The sequence below is a fragment of the Collinsella sp. AF14-35 genome, from assembly GCF_003464565.1.
In the GTDB taxonomy this organism is placed as follows: Bacteria; Actinomycetota; Coriobacteriia; order Coriobacteriales; family Coriobacteriaceae; genus Collinsella.
Genome location: NZ_QRZD01000009.1, coordinates 59,236 through 76,150, shown reverse-complemented (window position 1 = coordinate 76,150; position 16,915 = coordinate 59,236). Strand labels below are relative to the sequence as shown.

The following is a 16,915-nucleotide window of genomic DNA, read 5'->3' as shown; positions in this document are numbered from 1 at the left end:
GGGGCGCCGGGGGCGGGAATCTGGGCGTACACATTTCCTACACAATTTGGGATCCGACTAACGTTTGCCAGCCGTTAACTACCGCTCACCGAGCATCTCTTTATATAAGGCAGTCTCATGGTTAAAGCGGATACGTTCCCCTAGCTAAAGCACAGCCAGCATCGAGCAACTCATCACGTTCTTCCACCGAGAACCCCTCGGCGTAGACGCGCACCACTGGTTCGGTCCCGCTAGGACGGACCAGCAGCCACGTGTCATCCTCGAATGCTAAACGCAAGCCATCCATATGACTAACGTTTTGCGGCACCTTGCCACAAATCGACTTGGGGTTTACGCCCGGCAGCAGGGTTCGTAACGTTTCGGCATCTTCGGCCTCAAGGCGCAAATCGCGTCGACCGTAACTCGTCTTACCAAAACTGTCCTCGAGTTGGTCGACCAGAACGCCCAAAGGCGCGTCCGTCTTTGCCATAAGCTCACACAGAATCAGACAGGCGAGGATTCCATCGCGCTCGGGCATATGCGCGGCGATGCCGATACCACCGGCTTCTTCGCCGCCTATGAGGACGCCACCCTTCTTCATCTCTGCCGCTATATATTTGAAACCGACTGGTTTGACGGTCACGCGGCAGCCAAGCGCCTCGGCAATGCGACGCACGAGCGTCGAGCACGAAAGATTGACGACGACGCGCCCCTCCAAATTACGAAATTGAACCAAGTCGCCCAAAACGAGCGCCATGATCTGATGCGGATGTATATATCTGCCGCGCTCGTCAACCGCGCCGATACGGTCGGCGTCGCCGTCGGTCACCAGGCCAGCGCAAGCTCCGTCCTCGATAACCGTATGCTCGCAAGCGTCCACCCACGGCTCAACGGGGTCGGGGCAGATATCTTCTTGGTCAGGCGCCTGCCCGGCGTGAATCTCGTGCACCTCAACGCCAAGCTCGCGCAGCAAGTCGGCTAGATAGCCCTGGGCTGCGCCGCCCATGGGGTCAACAACCACGCGCAGGTGCGCGGCGCGGATGGCTTCGGCATCGACAAACGATGCCACCGCTTGCATATAGTCAGGAATGATATCCGCGGTGCGATATTGCCCCTCGATCCCCATTGGCTCGGGAGCCATGGTCTCTTCGAGCTCTTCGATGACATCCTGGTTGGCGGTCGAGCCGTCACCCATGCGAATCTTGAGACACAGATAACCCTGCGGATGATGGGACCCCGTCACCATGAGCGCGCCGCACGCCTCACCGTCATAAGCCGCCGCCCACGTAAGGGCAGGGGTCGGAACAGGTCGCGAAGCGAGCACGGCGTCTAGCCCGTGCGCTGCTAGCACACCCGCCGCAAGCTCAGCGAACTCGCGCGCCAGGGGCCGAGTGTCGAACCCTATATATACCGTTTTGCCCGGATTGGTCTTTTGCCACAACTCGCCGACGGCATCGGCGATACGGGCAACGTTATCGGCAGTGAAGTCCTCATCGACGCGAGCGCGCCAACCGTCAGTTCCAAAATGAATTATCGCGCACACGCGCAGACACCTCACAGTGTTTGGATCATGGTACGCATGAGGTATACCCGCGATACACACTCGGCAACCTGCCGGCACCAGCATTCACCATTTGGGCAAATGCTGCCGAGGACATGCAGGCAATAAAAAAACCGCCCCGTATGGAGCGGTTTTGCCCTTTATATATCGAGCGCCTCGGCCATCGCTGCCGTAGTGATTGCCGTGGTTCCACAGCAACTGCCCACCATTGCGGCACCGGCATGTCTCCATTCGATGCATGCGCGCGCGAAAGCTTCGGGGTTCTCGTGCCATACGGGGCCATCCTGAGTCTGGACCGGATCGCCCACGTTGGGACGCACCGTGACGGGAGTAGTCGCCGATGCAACCATCCTAGGCACCGCCGCGTTCGCGGCCGCAAGCGAACAGCAATTAACACCAACCGAGTTTGCGCCGTGTTTTTCGGCGTACAAAACGGCTGCCTCGATGTTGAGGCCATCGCCCAACAGGTCGCCTTTGTCATCAACGACAAAACTCACCAGGACAGGCATGCCGTCAGCGGCATCTCGAGCGCCGGCAAGCATGGGCTGCAAATTACGGATAGACGTCACCGTCTCGATCAGCAGACCATCAACACCAGCATTGAGCAAGGCGTGCGCCTGTTCGCGCGCAATGCCTCGGATCTCACGAAACTCGGCAGAGTCCTCGGCAAACCACTCAATACCGATCGGACCCATCGAGCCCAGCAGCAGCTGAGGGTGCGCCTGGCGGGCATCGTCGACGGCCCCGCGATTGACCTCCGCCACGGACGGCGCAATCTGGTCGTGCTTGAGGGCATAGCTTGATGACTGAAAGGTATTGGTAATGAGCACCTGCGCACCGGCGGCGACATACAAGCGATGGATACGAGAAACGGTCTGCGGCTCCGCCAGATTCCAAAACGCCGGTGGAATATCGGCGGCGTCGTACTCACTCAACAGAACACTGCCCATGGGGCCCTGCGCCAACAAGGTCTCGCTCGACAAGCGGCGCGTAAGTTCCTCGGCACCAAAGCGGTTGTAATAACTCGTATCCATATATATCCCGCTATTCCTCGACGCTGATTCCCTGCTTTTCGAGATAGGCGAGCCAGCGGCTCATCGTGTCCTCGGATAGCGCATGCTCCATCATGCAGGCCTCGGAATCGGCTCGCTCAAATTCGACACCGAGCTCCTGAACCAAAAACGTGCGGATGAGGCGATGACGGTACCAGATAGCCGTGCCAACCTCGCGGCCGCGATCGGTCAGGATTACCTTGCCATAGTGCGATTGCTCGACAAGCTCGGATGCCTTGAGCGCCGAAACCGCTTTATTGACCGATGCCTTGGAGACGCCAAGGCGCTGCGCGATGTCGACCGATCGCACGCCGTTGGTTTCCCCCTCTTCGCTTTCAATGCGAACCATGCACTCCAAGTAGTCTTCGTTCGCCACCGTCAGATGTAGTTCGCGCGAGCTATTTGTCGTATCCATGATCTTCCGTCCCTTCTGCATTCAATGGCTGATTCTACCCCATCCAAGCGTCGCGGTATGCCGTGGCATACCGTGCTAGAGTTCTTGTTGCACACGACGACCAAGATTGGAGCGGTCTTTATGGAAAACACCACCACGAACCCCGATGTCCTCGAGCGCTTTTTGCGCTACGTCCAGATCAACACGCAGTCCGAGGATGCAAACTGCGACCAGGTACCTTCGAGCACCGTTCAGTTTGACCTTGCCAACGTGCTGGCTGAAGAGCTGCGCGAGCTTGGTGCGGAAGATGCCCACGTGACCGAGCATGCCTATGTCTGCGCGCATATCCCCGCAAGTGCGGGCGCTGAGGACAAGCCCGCCCTGGGCCTGATCGCCCATCTCGACACCACCGAAGTTGCACCGGGCGCCGGCGTGAAGCCGCACATCGTACACTACGAAGGCGGCGACCTGGTCTGCGGCACGGTTGACGGTAAGCCCGTTGCCATGAGTACCGTCAAGCTTCCCGCCCTGAACGACCTCGCGGGTGAGGACCTGGTCTGCAGCGATGGCACCACACTGCTGGGCGCGGACGACAAGGCAGGCGTCGCCGAGATCATGTCGCTTGCCGCACGTATCGCTCAGGACCCTTCTCTGCCCCATCCCGCACTCGGCATTTGCTTCTGCCCTGACGAGGAGATCGGCCACGGAGCCGAGCTGTTGGATATCGATACCTTTGGCTGCAAGTACGCCTACACGGTCGACGGCGGCCCCATCGGCGAGCTGGAGTGGGAGTGCTTTAACGCCGCCGAGGCGACCGTCCGCTTTGAGGGCCAGTCCATCCACCCGGGCGACGCCAAGGGCCGTATGGTCAACGCAGGCAATCTGTTCTGCGACTTCAACGCGTTGCTCCCCTACGTGCAGCGCCCGGAGTATACGGAAGGCTACGAGGGCTTTTATCACCTTGAGGGTGTATCTGCAACCGTCGACCACGCCACGGCGCGCTACATCGTCCGCGACCATGACGCCGCCAAGTTCCAGCAGAAACTCGACCTTATTGATGCCGCCGCCTCGATGCTCAACCAGCGTCTGGGTGAGGAGCGCGTGACGGTCGAGATTAAGCAGCAATATCGAAATATGGCCGAGATCGTTTGTGACTTTCCCGAGCTTATTGATGTTGCCAAGGAAGCCTACCTTGCCTGCGGCGTTGAGCCCCAAGTGCTGCCGATTCGCGGCGGCACCGACGGCGCGCAGCTGTCGTTCCGCGGTCTGCCCTGCCCCAACCTTTCCACCGGCGGCTATTGCTACCACGGCGTCAACGAATTCGTCCCGGTCAGTTCGCTCGTCAAGATGACCGACGTGCTCCAGGAGCTCGTCTCCCGCTTTGCATAAGCCTGGCTGCACAAGTCCAAAAGACGAATCGCCCCGTCCTCAACCGAGAACGGGGCGATTTTTTGCTGCAATGAGAACAGGTTGACGCACGCCAGCCTCTTAACGCAAGGAGTGTCCCAAACTGCCGGCACAAAAGGAACGTCCCCAAGTGCCGCAAAATGACGACATCCACTCTCGCTTTGTGGGTAGTCATTGGGGAGGTTCTTGTTTGACTAGTCGTTTAAAAACGTCCCCAATGACTACCCAACGACTAGTCCGGACCAAGGCAACGCCGATGTTTTGGCAACGACAGCGAAAACCCGCCAGAGCGAGCAAGGTGCCTTGAAACGAGGCGGCATTGATCTTTTGATCATGCCGCCGAAGTTGAAAGGCAGATTGCCGCTCTGGCGGGTTTGCAGCGTCAACTGGTTACGCGGGCTGGTAAGCCCGCGTAACCCTAATAATTGGCTTCGTAGCCGTTGCCGTCGCCGGTGGGCTCTTCGTAGTAGTCCGAATCGCTCGAATCGCTTGAGTCATCGGAATCGTCAGAGCTGACCGATGAGGTTGCGGTACCGTTTGCGTAGTCGTCAGACGTGTTGTTGTTCAGGTCGCCGATCGTAGAGCTGGAACCGTTGGAAAGACCCATGGTGTTGGGACCCTTGGGATCCTTGCCGGCATCGACGCGCTCCATCATTTCCTTGAGCTCGTCCTCGTAGACAAAGACGTAGCTCACGCCGTCGATCATGGTGCTGTCGTCGGCGTACGAGGGCAGGTTGGCCGAGTAGATACCGTCGACATCCATACCGCGCATGGCGTTGACCGTAGCCACGATATCCTGAACGCTCATATCGGTTACGAGCATATCGGACAGCGAATTAACCAGGCCAAAGATCTTCGTGGCATCGAAGTTATTGAGAATCTGGTTGGCAAGGGCGCCAAGCACCTGACGCTGGTGGCGCATGCGTGTGTAATCGCCGTCGGCATAGGTGTAGCGGCAGCGGGCATAGGTAAGGGCGGTGGCACCGTCCATATGCTGCTGGCCAGCGGTAATCTTAATATCCAGGTGCTCGGGGTCGCCAACATCATCGGTTGCGTTAATGTCGATACCGCCAACCGAATCAATCAGCGCCTGCATTCCGTCGAAGCTGACCTCGGCATAGTGGGAAATCTGAACACCGCACAGCTCGTTGACCGCCTCGACCATGGCCTCGGCGCCGCCAACGGTATGGCAGGCGTTGATCTTCATGGTCTCGCCCTTGTACTCGACCTTGGTGTCGCGCGGAACGGAAATGAGCGTCGCCTGCTTTTGCGTGGGGTCGATGCGTGCCAGGATAATCGAGTCGGCACGATACGTATCCTCGCCCGGACGGCCGTCGGTGCCAAGAAGCAGCACGTAGAACGGATCCTTTGCCTCCTCGGTGTCAACCAGAACCCGACGCAGATTGTCAGTAATGACATTAGAATCGCCGAGCTTGCCCATAATGGTGGCAAACCACAGGCCGGCAGCGGTAGTGGCACTCAGCAGCACGCCAAGCACGACAATGAGCGCGACGTGACGAATCGTGTGGCTACGACGACGTTGGCGAGCGCGCTCGGAATAGCGAGCCACGTTATCGCGGCTGTAGATCTTGGCCTGCGCACCAGTTGAGGGTCTTCGGGTGGTGGTATCCGCGAGGGGCTTTTTATTAAACATAGGCAACCTGTATTAGTAGATGACGGGATCGGGGACGGTAGCATGCTCGACATGCGCGCCAAGCGCCTGCAGCTTTTCGACAAACTGCTCGTAGCCGCGCTTGATGTGATGGATAGCCGAAACCTCGGTCGTCCCGTCGGCGATCAAGCCCGCTACGACGAGGGCCGCTCCGCCGCGCAGATCGGGCGAGGTAACCTGTGCACCCGAGAAGCCCTTGACGCCATGAATCATGGCATGATGGCTCTCGATACGAATGTCGGCACCCATGCGCACCAGCTCAGAGGCAAACATAAAGCGATTCTCGAAGATGTTTTCGGTAATAACAGAACTGCCGTCGGCAAGGGCGGAGAGCACCATAATCTGCGCCTGCATGTCGGTCGGGAAACCGGGGAACGGAAGCGTCTGGATGTCGACCGGCTTGATACGCTCGGCACGGTTCACATGGACGCCATCCTCGACGCGCTCGCAGTCGATACCCATGAGCTCCATCTTCTTGAGCACCATGCCCAAGTGAATGGGGCAAAAGCCCGTGACATCGACACCGCGATCGTCGGCCATCAACGCACCGGCAACGATAAAGGTACCGGCCTCGATGCGGTCGCCCACCACGCGATGGGTAACGGGATGGAGCTCTTCCACGCCTTCGATAGTCACGACGGGCGTACCGGCGCCAACAATCTTGGCGCCCATCTCGTTGAGCATGTTAGCGAGATCGACGATCTCGGGCTCGCGGGCGGCATTGTCGATAACCGTGGTGCCCTGTGCGCGCACAGAGGCCATGATGAGGTTCTCGGTCGCACCGACGCTGGCGAACTCGAGCGTGACGGTGGTACCGCGCAGACCTTGGGGCGCATTAGCGTTGATGTAACCGTGGGCGGTATCGAACTCAACGCCCAGGGCCTCAAGACCAAGAATATGCATATCGATCTTGCGAGCACCCAGGTTGCAGCCGCCCGGCATGGCAATTTTGGCGCGATGGAAGCGGCCCAGCAGGGGTCCCATGACGGCGGTGGAAGCGCGCATCTTGGCAACGAGCTCGTAGGGGGCCTCCCATGAATCGACCTGAGAGGTATCAATCTCGAGCGTGTGCTCGTCGAGAACATCGATCGTAGCGCCCATGCCCTTGAGCACCTTGCCCATCACGTGGACATCGGAAATATCGGGCACGTTCTGCAGCGTCGTCTTGCCCGGTGCCAGAAGCGTTGCCGCCATGAGTTTGAGCGCGGAGTTCTTGGCGCCCGAGACGGGCACGGAGCCTCCGATGGCGTGGCCACCCTCAACGCGGATAATATCCAAGGTCTACCCTTTCAAAAAGCATGCCCGGGGTGGCTGGGCCATCCCGGGCATGATGTGTTCGCAAATGGTCGAACGCTAAATCGTTTGACTATTGGGCAAGCTTGAGCTTACACCATGCGATTTCATTATAGAGGTAGGCGCGGCGTGCATCATCCTCCGACAAATTACCCAGCTTCTCTTCAAAACCTTGAATATCAGCTTTAAGCTTGTCGGCATCGACAGTCGCCAAATCGCAAGCGCGCTCGGCGAGAACGGTCACGACATCGTCCGCAACCTGGGCATAACCGCCGGCCACGGCAAACGTGTGGTCGACAGTGCCCATGGCCTTATCGGAAACGCGAACGTAGCCGCGGTCGATCGTGCAAATCTCGCTGGAGTGAGCAGGCAGGACGCCAAACTCGCCATCCGTGGACGGAATCGACACAAACGCAGCGTCGCCCTCATAGGCGCAGCTCACGGGGCACACGATGCGGATACGCATAACCTACTTCTCCCCCATCTTGCGGGCGCGCTCGCGCACGTCCTCAATCGTGGAAGCATAGCGGAAAGCCTGCTCGGGCAGGTCATCGGCCTTGCCGTCGACAATCTCGGCGAAAGAGCGGACGGTATCCTCGACGCGGACGTAGACACCGGGGTTGCCGGTGAACTTCTCGGCGACGTGGAAGGACTGCGAGAGGAACTGCTGAATCTTACGGGCACGGTTGACCGTAAGACGCTGCTCCTCGGACAGCTCGTCCATACCCAGAATGGCGATGATGTCCTGAAGGTCGGAGTACTCCTGCAGGAGCTCCTGGACCTTGACGGCGACACGGTAGTGCTCCTCGCCAACGATCGAGGGATCGAGAGCGTCGGAGGAAGATGCGAGCGGGTCGATAGCCGGGAACAGGCCGAGCGACGAAATGCTACGCGAAAGAACCGTGGTGGCGTCGAGGTGCGTAAACGTCGTGGCAGGCGCCGGGTCGGTCAGGTCGTCTGCGGGGACGTAGACAGCCTGGACGGAGGTAATGGAGCCCGTCTTGGTCGAGGTAATGCGCTCCTGGAGGTCGCCCATCTCGGTTGCCAGCGTGGGCTGGTAACCAACGGCGGACGGCATACGGCCCAGCAGTGCGGAAACCTCGGAACCTGCCTGGGAGAAGCGGAAGATGTTGTCGATGAACAGCAGAACGTCCTGGCCGCGATCGCGGAAGTACTCAGCGGTGGTAAGGCCGGCCAGACCGATGCGCAGACGCGCTCCGGGCGGCTCGTTCATCTGACCATAGACCAAGCAGGTCTTGTCGATAACGCCAGACTCGCTCATCTCGAGGAACAGGTCGGTGCCCTCGCGGGTACGCTCGCCGACGCCGGTGAACACCGAGGTGCCACCGTGCTCCTGGGCGAGGTTGTTGATGAGCTCCTGAATCAGAACGGTCTTGCCGACGCCGGCGCCGCCGAACAGGCCTGTCTTGCCGCCACGGATGTAGGGCTCGAGCAGGTCGACGGCCTTGATGCCGGTCTCGAAGATCTCGGTCTTGGTGGTGAGCTCGTCGAAACGGGGCGCTGCATGGTGGATGGGGTAGAACTCCTCCACCTCGGGCGTGGGCTTGCCGTCGACGGGCTTGCCCATAACGTTCCAAATTCGGCCGAGCGTCTTGGGGCCAACGGGCATCTTCATGGGCTCACCGGTATCGGTGGCGATGAGGCCGCGCTGCAGGCCGTCGGTCGAGGACATGGCGACCGTGCGGACGACGCCGCCCGGAAGCTGGCTCTCGACCTCGAGGATCGTGCTCAGATGACCGATCGGGGTCTCGGCCTCGACCGTGAGCGCGTTGTAGATCGGGGGCACCGCGCCGTCAAACTTGACGTCGACGACAGGGCCGATGATTCGCACGATGCGACCATCACCGGCAGTCGTCTTCTTGGTGGCTTCCTCGACCGCAAGCTTTACGGTGTTATTAGCCATTACTGTTCCTCCAATGCTGAGGCTCCGCCGACGATCTCGTTAATCTCGGTCGTGATCGAAGCCTGGCGCACGCGACTATACGTGCGGGTAAGGGTCGAGATGATCGCGGTGGCGTTTTCCGTCGCGGAGTGCATGGCCTTGCGGCGTGCACCCTGCTCGGCAGCCGCCGAATCGATCAGGGCCTGGTAGATGACCGTCAGGATGTAAGACGGCACAAGCTTGCCGAGAACATGCTCGGGAGAGGGCACGAACTCGAACGTGGACGAGATGCGCTTAGGGGCGTCGGTCTCGTTCTTACGCGGACCGTGGGCCATAGCGATCATCTCGGGGTCGAGCGGCAACAGATGCTCGACGCGAAGCTCCTGATCCACGCGGTTCTTGGCGTGGTGGTAGACAAGCTCGACACGGTCAAGCTCACCGGCACGATACGCATCGCAGATATGAGAGGAGATCATGCGGGCCTGATTGAAATCGGGCTCAGAGGAGTTGCCCTCAAAGTGCATGACAACGTTTGCGCGGTCACGGAAATACGTGGCCGGTTTGCGCCCACACGCGATGATCTCGCACTCGATGCCGTCGTTCGCCCAAGAAGCGGCGAGCTTTTCGGCCGTGCGCTCCACCGTCGTATTGAAACCGCCGGCAAGGCCGCGGTCCGAGGCAATAACGACAATCAGGCCATGCTTGACGCTCTCATGCTTCTGCAGCATGGGATCGGTGCCCGAACAGGAGGCGTCGCCGGCGACCGTCAACATGACGTCGGTCAGCGCCTCCTTATAGGGCTCGGCCTGCTTGGAGCGATCGAGGGCACGACGGATCTTGGCCGTAGAGACCATCTCCATCGTGCGCGTGATCTGCTTGGTCGTGGTAACCGAGGAGATTCGCTTCTTAATGTCGCGAAGGTTGGCCATGGGGCTTAGTTCTCCTCTGATCCAGAAACATCCGAATGGTGCTTGGCCATGAACTGCTGCTTGAAGTCGCCGATGACGCGCAAGAGCTCAGCCTTGGTGTCATCATCGATCTTCTTGGCGCGAACCTTGTCGAGCAGCGAACCAAAGCCATTGTCCATGTACTCGATGAGCTCGGCACGGAAGGGCAGCACGTCGGCGATCTCCAGGTCATCCAGGAAGCCCTCGTTGCCAGCGAACAGCGTAACGATCTGCTCGCCAACCTCAAACGGCTTGTAACGCGGCTGCTTCAGGAGCTCGGTCATGCGAGCACCATGGGTCAGCTGCTTCTGAGTAGCCTCGTCGAGGTCGGAGCCGAACTGCGTAAAGCCAGCGAGCTCCTGGTACGAAGCGAGGTCCAGGCGAAGGTTGCCGGCAACCTGCTTCATAGCCTTGGTCTGCGCATCGCCACCGACGCGGGACACGGAGATGCCCACGTCGACTGCCGGGCGCTGACCCTGGAAGAAGAGCTCGGACTGCAGGTAGATCTGACCATCGGTAATGGAAATGACGTTGGTCGGAATGTAGGCCGAGACGTCGCCGTCCTGGGTCTCGATGATCGGCAGTGCCGTCATGGAGCCGTAACCGTTCTTCTTGGACATCTTGACGGCACGCTCGAGCAGACGAGAGTGCAGGTAGAAGATGTCGCCAGGATAGGCCTCGCGTCCGGGCGGACGATGCAGCGTCAGCGACATCTGACGGTAGGCCACAGCCTGCTTGGACAGGTCGTCGTAGATGACGAGCACGTGGCCGCCGGGGTTGGTCTCGCTGGCGGGCTTGCCGTCCTCGCCGTTGTACATGAAGAACTCGCCGATAGCGGCACCGGCCATAGGCGCGATGTACTGCATAGGGGCGGAATCGGCAGCGGTGGCCGAAACGATGATGGTGTAGTCGAGCGCACCGTGCTGAGCGAGGGTCTCGCGGATGTTGGCAACCGTGGAGGCCTTCTGGCCGATGGCGACATAGATGCAGACCATGCCCTTGCCGCGCTGGTTGAGGATAGCGTCGATGGCGATGGCGGTCTTACCGGTCTTACGGTCGCCGATGATGAGCTCACGCTGACCGCGGCCAATAGGCACCATGGAGTCGATAGCGAGCAGACCGGTCTGAACCGGCTCGCACACCGGGGTACGATCGATGACGCCGGGAGCCTTGAACTCGATGGGGCGACGGTGCGTGGCGACGATGTCGCCCAGGCCGTCGATGGGCTGGCCGAGCGGATTGACGACGCGGCCGAGCATGGCACGGCTCACGGGGATATCCATAATGCGGCCAGTGGTGCGGCACTCGTCGCCTTCCTTGATGGAGTCGACGGCACCAAACAGAACGGCGCCGACCTCGTCACGGTCAAGGTTCTGGGCAAGGCCGAAGACGGTCTCACCGGTATCGGAGCTCTTGAACTCCAGAAGCTCGCCTGCCATGGCGCTCTTGAGGCCGGAGACGCGCGCGATGCCGTCGCCTACCTCGTCGACCGTTGAAACCTCATGCGTATCGACCGTCGCGGAGAGGCTCGTGAGCTGCTCCTGCAGTTTCTTGGCGATATCCTGGGCATTGAGGGTTTCGGACATTAGGCTTCACCTCCGTACGAATTAGCAGAGTTTGCGAGGGTCTCCTGCGCGATGCGCAGCTGCGTCTTGACGGAAATGTCACGACGCTCGCCGCGGGCCTCGAGCACCAGGCCGCCCACGATAGACGGGTCGACCTGCTCGATAAGGAATACCTTGCGGCCGAAGTCCTGCTCGCATTTCTTAGTGATGGTTTGACGCAGCTCGTCGTCGAGCGGGATCGCCGTGGTGACGGTCACGCCCACTACATCCTCGTCTTCCTCGGCAACATACTTAAAGGCAGCTGCCACCTTGGGAAGAAGGTCGAGCTGGTCGCGCTTGGACATGGTGTCGAGCACGGCGATGATCTCGGGGCTGGCAGAAGCCAAGCGCTCGATCATCTCGAGGTCCTCGAACACATGGTTCTCGGCCTTAGCGGCTTCCAGAAGGGAGCGCGCGTAGGTCTCGAGCACCTTGTCCTGATAGCGGCTAGTCGGCATTCAGGCTACCTGCTTCCTGGATGTAGCGCTCGATGAGCTTCTTCTGCTCGGCATCGTCCTCGAGTGCCTCGCCCACGATCTTGGTGGCGACGGCAACGGACAGGTCGGCGATGGAGCTCGCGGCACCGGCGTAAATGGACTTGCGCTCGTCCTCGACGGTCGTATGGGCCTTGGCGATGATCTCCTCGGCCTCCTTGTGAGCAGCCTCGATGATACGGGCGCGCTCGGACTCGGCGTCCTTACGGGCCTCGAGAACGATGTCGGCAGCCTGACGACGGGCGTCGGTGACGATCGAGTCGGACTCAGCGCGCTTGGCGATAGCCTCCTGCTTGGTCTTCTCGGCCTCGTCGAGGCTCTCCTCGATCTTCTTGCCGCGCTCCTCCATGGTTTTCATGATGCCCGGCAGGGCGACCTTGGCCAGCACGATCCAGATAATCAGGAAGGCGATAAGCGCCGGGATGAACTCCGCCATCTTAGGGATGAGGATGTCCGCACCGGCAGCGCCGTCCTCAGCGAACGCGGAAACCGGCATGAGCAGCGCGGCCGCGGACGCGGAGAGTGCGATCGCGCTCTTCTGGGATGAAAGATTCATACTTGACGCTCCGTGCTATTTAACGATCAGCGCGACAACGAAGCCGATCAGAGCCAGAGCCTCGCCGAAGGCGGAGCCCATGATGAAGACGGTGAACACGCGGCCCTGGACCTCAGGCTGACGGGCCATAGCACCCGTAGCACCCAGAGCAGACAGGCCGATAGCAAGACCAGCGCCGATAACACCGAGACCGTAACCGATAACTCCCACGATTCCTCCTTTGTCGTGCGTGTCTTATTTCACGCAGGATAACCTTTTTTATAACTGCCGGGCTCCATGGGTACGGGCACCGGCGGTTTAACGAATTGCTTACCTTTAAGGCGCGAGCGGAAGGCTACTCCTCCTCCGCGACCTCCTCTGCCTCGGAGACATACACGGCGGTAAGGACCGTGAAGACGTAAGCCTGGATGGCGCCGACCACAAGCTCGATCGCATAGATCAGGATGAGGATGGCAAGCCAGGCTAGCGAAGGCAGGGCGCCAACGGCGTGGGCCGCGGAAACCTGCTGAAGCAGCGGCTGCATGAACATGCTCGCCATGATGGCGAACGAGCCCATGACCACGTGTCCTGCGAACATGTTGCAGAACAGACGGACGGCAAGCGTGATGAGACGCAGGAAGGTCGAGAAAAGCTCGACGACCCACACAAGCACGTTCATCGGGAAGCTTACGCCCTGCGGGGCGAGGCTCTTGACGTAGCCGATCACGCCGTGAGCCTTGCATCCGTAGTAGATGAAATACACGAAGGCGAAGATGGCGAGCGCGGCGGTGGAGCCGATTGCGCCGGTGCCGGGCTTCATTCCCGGAATCAGGCCGATCATGTTATTGATCAGGATGAACAGGAAAAGCGAGCACAGGAACGGGAAGTGCTTCTTCCAGTTCTCACCCACGACGCCCTTGCCGATATCGTTCTCGACGTACTCGATGATGTACTCGAAACCGTTGACGAAGAAGCCCTTGGGGACCAGGGTCTGCTTCTTCTTGAACACGGCCAGGACGATCAGGAGCACGATCGTGGAGACGATCAGCCAAAACGAGTACTGCGTGATGCCGCAGCTCAGATCGCCCACGACAGGGGTGGAGCTGAACTCGCTGACCAGATGATTAATCTCATCAGGCAGCTTTTCAAAAATTTCCACGACTTACCTTTCGACCTCATGAGGATCTCGCAGCGCCTTGACGACACGAACCGTGCAGGCAGCCATAAAGGCCACGAAGCCGATCGCCTCGCCCAGGAGGAACATGCGAAATGCCTCTCCGAACAACACAAACACAACCAAGGTAAAGACGAGCAGGGCGATTGCCGAGACCGCCAGACTCACCATACCCTTGAGCATGTCCGCATTCTGTTTATCGTCAAGAACCGGCTTGAGCGTAAAGACAAAGGGAAGGAAGGCAATTGCGCCCGCGATGGCGCCTGCAACGATAGCGAGCAGATCGGCTATCTGAAACACTGGCGTCCTCACTTTCCTTTTTAACGCTTCACAGAACAGTTCCCGCCAAACATTGGTGACTATTGTACGAGCCAATCGCTAAAGTACAACCGAAAAAGCATCGGTTAATACGCACCTGTTCGTTTTCTTAAGACCTTCTTTATGCCGCAGGTACGGTAATACGTTTTTCTCGAACCCTGCAGGGCAAAACGTCCGTTAACAGGAGTGCGCGCGGTCGCCTTTTGTTCGTCCGCGCGCACCGTTTCTTCGTATTTGCAGCCGCGGCCGTTTAGCCCAGCGACTAGAGCGTGCCGTAGATGCGGTCGCCGGCGTCGCCGAGGCCGGGAACGATGTAGGCAGCCTCGTTGAGATGGTCGTCGATGGCGCAGGTATAGATATGTACATCGGGATCCTTCTCGGTCAGCGACTTGAGGCCCTCGGGGGCCGCGACGATGCACAGCATGCGGATGTCCTTGACACCGCGCCCGCGCAGGTAGCTGATGGCCATCTCGGCCGAACCGCCCGTGGCGAGCATGGGGTCGACGACCAGGCAGATGCGCTGGTCGATATCCTTGGGCATCTTGCAGTAATACTCGTGCGGCTCGTGGGTGACCTCGTCGCGCTCCATGCCGATGTGGCCCACGCGAGCGGAGGGCACCAGGTCGAGGATGCCGTCGACCATGCCAAGGCCCGCACGCAGGATGGGCACGATGGCGAGTTTCTTGCCGGCGAGCTGCTTAAACGTTGCGGTGGTGATAGGGGTCTCGACCTCGACGTCTTCCATAGGCAGGTCGCGCATGGCCTCGTAGCCGTCAAAAAGCGCGAGTTCGCGCACGAGCTGACGGAACTGGTTGGTGCCGGTGTTTTTGTCGCGCAGGATCGACAGCTTGTGCTGGACGAGCGGGTGATCGACAAGCGTCACACGGGACGCATCGTAGGTGACGGTCATGGGTTGATTGCCCCTTTCGTTGCGGCCGCAAAACGGCCTTGCTGACAAGGCGCGCAGCAATGTTGCCGCCGCACGCCATGCATTAGTTTAGCGGTTTGTTGTATCGAGCAGCCCATCGCAGCCCTACTGTGAGGTGCTGAGCGAGCGCCTGACTGCATCACGCCAGCCCGCAAGGTTTTGCTCGCGGCGCTCGGCGGACATGTGGGGAAGGAAGGTCCTAACGATCTGGGCATTTTGCTCCAGCTCTTCCAGGTCTTCCCAATAGCCGACGGCAAGACCCGCCAAGTACGCGGCACCGATTGCCGTGGTCTCCACCGTCTCGCATTGCAGCACGGGGATATCCAGCAGGTCGGCCTGGAATTGCATGATGAACTCGTTGCGCGAGGCACCGCCATCGACAGACAGGCGCTCAATCGAAAGCCCCACGTCCTGCTCCATGGCGCGCAGCACGTCGTAGCTCTGATATGCCATGGATTCGCAGGCGGCACGCACGATGGTCGCACGGCTCGAGGCGCCGGTCAGACCGCACACGATACCGCGAGCATGCGGGTCCCACCAGGGAGCACCCAAACCCGCAAAGGCCGGAACGAAGTAGCAGCCCTCGTTGTCGCTAATCGAAGCGGCGAGTTGTGCCGACTCGCTCACGCTCGAGATGATGCCCATGTTGTTGCGAAGCCAGTTCATCGTTGAGCCGGCGGCAAAAATAGAGCCCTCGAGCGCATAGCTGACTTTGCCGTCCGCAGCGATACCGATGGTGGAGACCAGGCCATTCTTGGATTCGACGATCTCGTCGCCGGTGTTCATGAGCATAAAGCAACCCGTGCCATAGGTGTTTTTGGTCTGGCCGGGACGGAAACAGCAGTGGCCGAACAGCGACGCCTGTTGGTCACCCGCCACGCCCATGATGGGCGGCATGTTGGTCATGATGTCGCTCGCGACGCGGCCGTAGTCGCCCGAGCTCCAGCGAACCTCGGGCATCATGGAACGTGGAACGTCAAAGAGTGCCAGCAGGTCGTCGTCCCAATCGAGCGTATGGATATTAAAGAGTGCCGTGCGGCTGGCATTGGTGTAGTCGGTGGCAAAGACCTGGCCGCCGGTGAGGTTGTAGATGAGCCAGGTGTCGATGGTGCCAAACATGAGGTCGCCCGCCGCCGCGCTTTCGCGTGCGCCGTCGACGTTGTCGAGAATCCACTGCACCTTGGAGGCCGAGAAATACGGGTCGAGCGTGAGTCCCGTGCGGGAGCGCACCAGCCCTTCTGCGCCCTGCTCGACAAGCTCGTCGATCAGAGGTGCGGTACGGCGGCACTGCCATACGATAGCGTTATAGATCGGCTGACCGCTCACGCGATCCCAGACCACCGTGGTCTCGCGCTGGTTGGAGATGCCGATGGCGGCAATGCGGTCGGAGTGGATACCGCTCTTAAACTGGACTTCCATCATGACGGCGATCTGGCTAGCAAGGACCGCCATGGGGTCTTGCTCTACCCAACCGGGACGCGGGAAGCTGGTTTTGACGCTGCGACGTGCCTGCGCGACGATGCAGCCGTACTCGTCGACGATGGTCGCAAGTACCGAGGTGGTGCCGCAGTCGAGCGCCATGATGTAGGAACCGCCAAAGTCAAACGAGGCATCTTCCATGCCCAGGCTGCCCAGATTCAACGACATCGCTTAA

General features: G+C 60.0%; 17 protein-coding genes. 1 reads left to right on the top strand and 16 read right to left on the bottom strand.

Going from position 1 to position 16,915, the window contains the following annotated elements; all coding sequences use genetic code 11:
* Positions 1-121: 121 nt before the first annotated feature.
* The 3 genes from DWW12_RS04635 to DWW12_RS04625 form a co-directional block, all read right to left on the bottom strand.
* On the bottom strand, positions 122-1,522 hold the full coding sequence (locus tag DWW12_RS04635; RefSeq protein ID WP_117630036.1) for a phosphoglucomutase/phosphomannomutase family protein: 1,401 nt from the start codon (positions 1,520-1,522) through the stop codon (positions 122-124).
* Between the two features lie 158 nt (positions 1,523-1,680).
* A complete protein-coding gene (locus DWW12_RS04630; RefSeq protein WP_117855202.1) occupies positions 1,681-2,574 on the bottom strand; it encodes a homocysteine S-methyltransferase family protein in 894 nt (297 codons plus the stop codon).
* A 10-nt stretch (positions 2,575-2,584) separates the two neighbouring features.
* Positions 2,585-3,007, bottom strand: coding sequence for a metal-dependent transcriptional regulator (locus tag DWW12_RS04625; protein ID WP_040359600.1), 423 nt, complete (start codon positions 3,005-3,007; stop codon positions 2,585-2,587).
* A gap of 120 nt (positions 3,008-3,127) precedes the next feature.
* Between DWW12_RS04625 and pepT the strand changes: the two genes are divergently transcribed.
* Entirely contained in the window at positions 3,128-4,375 is a 1,248-nt protein-coding gene (gene pepT, locus DWW12_RS04620; RefSeq protein ID WP_117855209.1) for a peptidase T, read from the top strand.
* A 436-nt stretch (positions 4,376-4,811) separates the two neighbouring features.
* Here the strand turns inward: pepT and DWW12_RS04615 are convergent, their stop codons facing one another.
* The 13 genes from DWW12_RS04615 to glpK all read right to left on the bottom strand — a co-directional run bounded on the left by DWW12_RS04615 (position 4,812) and on the right by glpK (position 16,908).
* The gene (locus DWW12_RS04615) at positions 4,812-6,047 is read right to left on the bottom strand and encodes an LCP family protein (protein WP_117855200.1); all 1,236 of its coding nucleotides are present in this window, start codon (positions 6,045-6,047) and stop codon (positions 4,812-4,814) included.
* Between the two features lie 12 nt (positions 6,048-6,059).
* On the bottom strand, positions 6,060-7,343 hold the full coding sequence (gene murA, locus DWW12_RS04610; protein WP_035138796.1) for a UDP-N-acetylglucosamine 1-carboxyvinyltransferase: 1,284 nt from the start codon (positions 7,341-7,343) through the stop codon (positions 6,060-6,062).
* Between the two features lie 88 nt (positions 7,344-7,431).
* Positions 7,432-7,824: an ATP synthase F1 subunit epsilon gene (atpC, locus tag DWW12_RS04605; RefSeq protein ID WP_006235718.1), complete on the bottom strand. Its 393-nt coding sequence runs from the start codon at positions 7,822-7,824 to the stop codon at positions 7,432-7,434.
* A gap of 3 nt (positions 7,825-7,827) precedes the next feature.
* On the bottom strand, positions 7,828-9,282 hold the full coding sequence (atpD, locus tag DWW12_RS04600) for a F0F1 ATP synthase subunit beta (RefSeq protein ID WP_117855199.1): 1,455 nt from the start codon (positions 9,280-9,282) through the stop codon (positions 7,828-7,830).
* Positions 9,282-10,190, bottom strand: coding sequence for an ATP synthase F1 subunit gamma (gene atpG / locus DWW12_RS04595; RefSeq protein ID WP_006235716.1), 909 nt, complete (start codon positions 10,188-10,190; stop codon positions 9,282-9,284). Before atpG ends, atpD begins: the two co-directional genes overlap by 1 nt.
* A gap of 5 nt (positions 10,191-10,195) precedes the next feature.
* Positions 10,196-11,794: a F0F1 ATP synthase subunit alpha gene (gene atpA / locus DWW12_RS04590; RefSeq protein ID WP_035138794.1), complete on the bottom strand. Its 1,599-nt coding sequence runs from the start codon at positions 11,792-11,794 to the stop codon at positions 10,196-10,198.
* Positions 11,794-12,270, bottom strand: coding sequence for a FoF1 ATP synthase subunit delta (locus tag DWW12_RS04585; RefSeq protein WP_006235713.1), 477 nt, complete (start codon positions 12,268-12,270; stop codon positions 11,794-11,796). Before DWW12_RS04585 ends, atpA begins: the two co-directional genes overlap by 1 nt.
* Positions 12,260-12,862, bottom strand: a complete 603-nt coding sequence (gene atpF, locus DWW12_RS04580; RefSeq protein WP_006235712.1) for a F0F1 ATP synthase subunit B — start codon at positions 12,860-12,862, stop codon at positions 12,260-12,262. Before atpF ends, DWW12_RS04585 begins: the two co-directional genes overlap by 11 nt.
* A 15-nt stretch (positions 12,863-12,877) precedes the next feature.
* Positions 12,878-13,072, bottom strand: coding sequence for an ATP synthase subunit C (locus tag DWW12_RS04575; protein ID WP_022094262.1), 195 nt, complete (start codon positions 13,070-13,072; stop codon positions 12,878-12,880).
* A 124-nt stretch (positions 13,073-13,196) separates the two neighbouring features.
* Positions 13,197-14,000: a F0F1 ATP synthase subunit A gene (gene atpB / locus DWW12_RS04570; protein WP_117790504.1), complete on the bottom strand. Its 804-nt coding sequence runs from the start codon at positions 13,998-14,000 to the stop codon at positions 13,197-13,199.
* 3 nt (positions 14,001-14,003) lie between these two features.
* Positions 14,004-14,315: a hypothetical protein gene (locus DWW12_RS04565; RefSeq protein WP_117564996.1), complete on the bottom strand. Its 312-nt coding sequence runs from the start codon at positions 14,313-14,315 to the stop codon at positions 14,004-14,006.
* A gap of 280 nt (positions 14,316-14,595) precedes the next feature.
* Positions 14,596-15,243 (bottom strand): uracil phosphoribosyltransferase, encoded by a 648-nt coding sequence (upp, locus tag DWW12_RS04560; protein WP_035138786.1) that lies wholly within the window; start codon positions 15,241-15,243, stop codon positions 14,596-14,598.
* Positions 15,244-15,366: 123 nt separating this feature from the next.
* Positions 15,367-16,908 (bottom strand): glycerol kinase GlpK, encoded by a 1,542-nt coding sequence (gene glpK, locus DWW12_RS04555; RefSeq protein ID WP_089573103.1) that lies wholly within the window; start codon positions 16,906-16,908, stop codon positions 15,367-15,369.
* Positions 16,909-16,915: the final 7 nt, after the last annotated feature.

Coding starts and splice junctions, on each gene's coding strand:
- DWW12_RS04630 (WP_117855202.1), bottom strand. CDS start 2,574: ATGGATACGAGTTATTACAACCGCTTTGGTGCCGAGGAACTTACGCGC.
- DWW12_RS04625 (WP_040359600.1), bottom strand. CDS start 3,007: ATGGATACGACAAATAGCTCGCGCGAACTACATCTGACGGTGGCGAAC.
- pepT (WP_117855209.1), top strand. CDS start 3,128: ATGGAAAACACCACCACGAACCCCGATGTCCTCGAGCGCTTTTTGCGC.
- DWW12_RS04615 (WP_117855200.1), bottom strand. CDS start 6,047: ATGTTTAATAAAAAGCCCCTCGCGGATACCACCACCCGAAGACCCTCA.
- atpC (WP_006235718.1), bottom strand. CDS start 7,824: ATGCGTATCCGCATCGTGTGCCCCGTGAGCTGCGCCTATGAGGGCGAC.
- atpD (WP_117855199.1), bottom strand. CDS start 9,282: ATGGCTAATAACACCGTAAAGCTTGCGGTCGAGGAAGCCACCAAGAAG.
- atpG (WP_006235716.1), bottom strand. CDS start 10,190: ATGGCCAACCTTCGCGACATTAAGAAGCGAATCTCCTCGGTTACCACG.
- atpA (WP_035138794.1), bottom strand. CDS start 11,794: ATGTCCGAAACCCTCAATGCCCAGGATATCGCCAAGAAACTGCAGGAG.
- DWW12_RS04585 (WP_006235713.1), bottom strand. CDS start 12,270: ATGCCGACTAGCCGCTATCAGGACAAGGTGCTCGAGACCTACGCGCGC.
- atpF (WP_006235712.1), bottom strand. CDS start 12,862: ATGAATCTTTCATCCCAGAAGAGCGCGATCGCACTCTCCGCGTCCGCG.
- upp (WP_035138786.1), bottom strand. CDS start 15,243: ATGACCGTCACCTACGATGCGTCCCGTGTGACGCTTGTCGATCACCCG.
- glpK (WP_089573103.1), bottom strand. CDS start 16,908: ATGTCGTTGAATCTGGGCAGCCTGGGCATGGAAGATGCCTCGTTTGAC.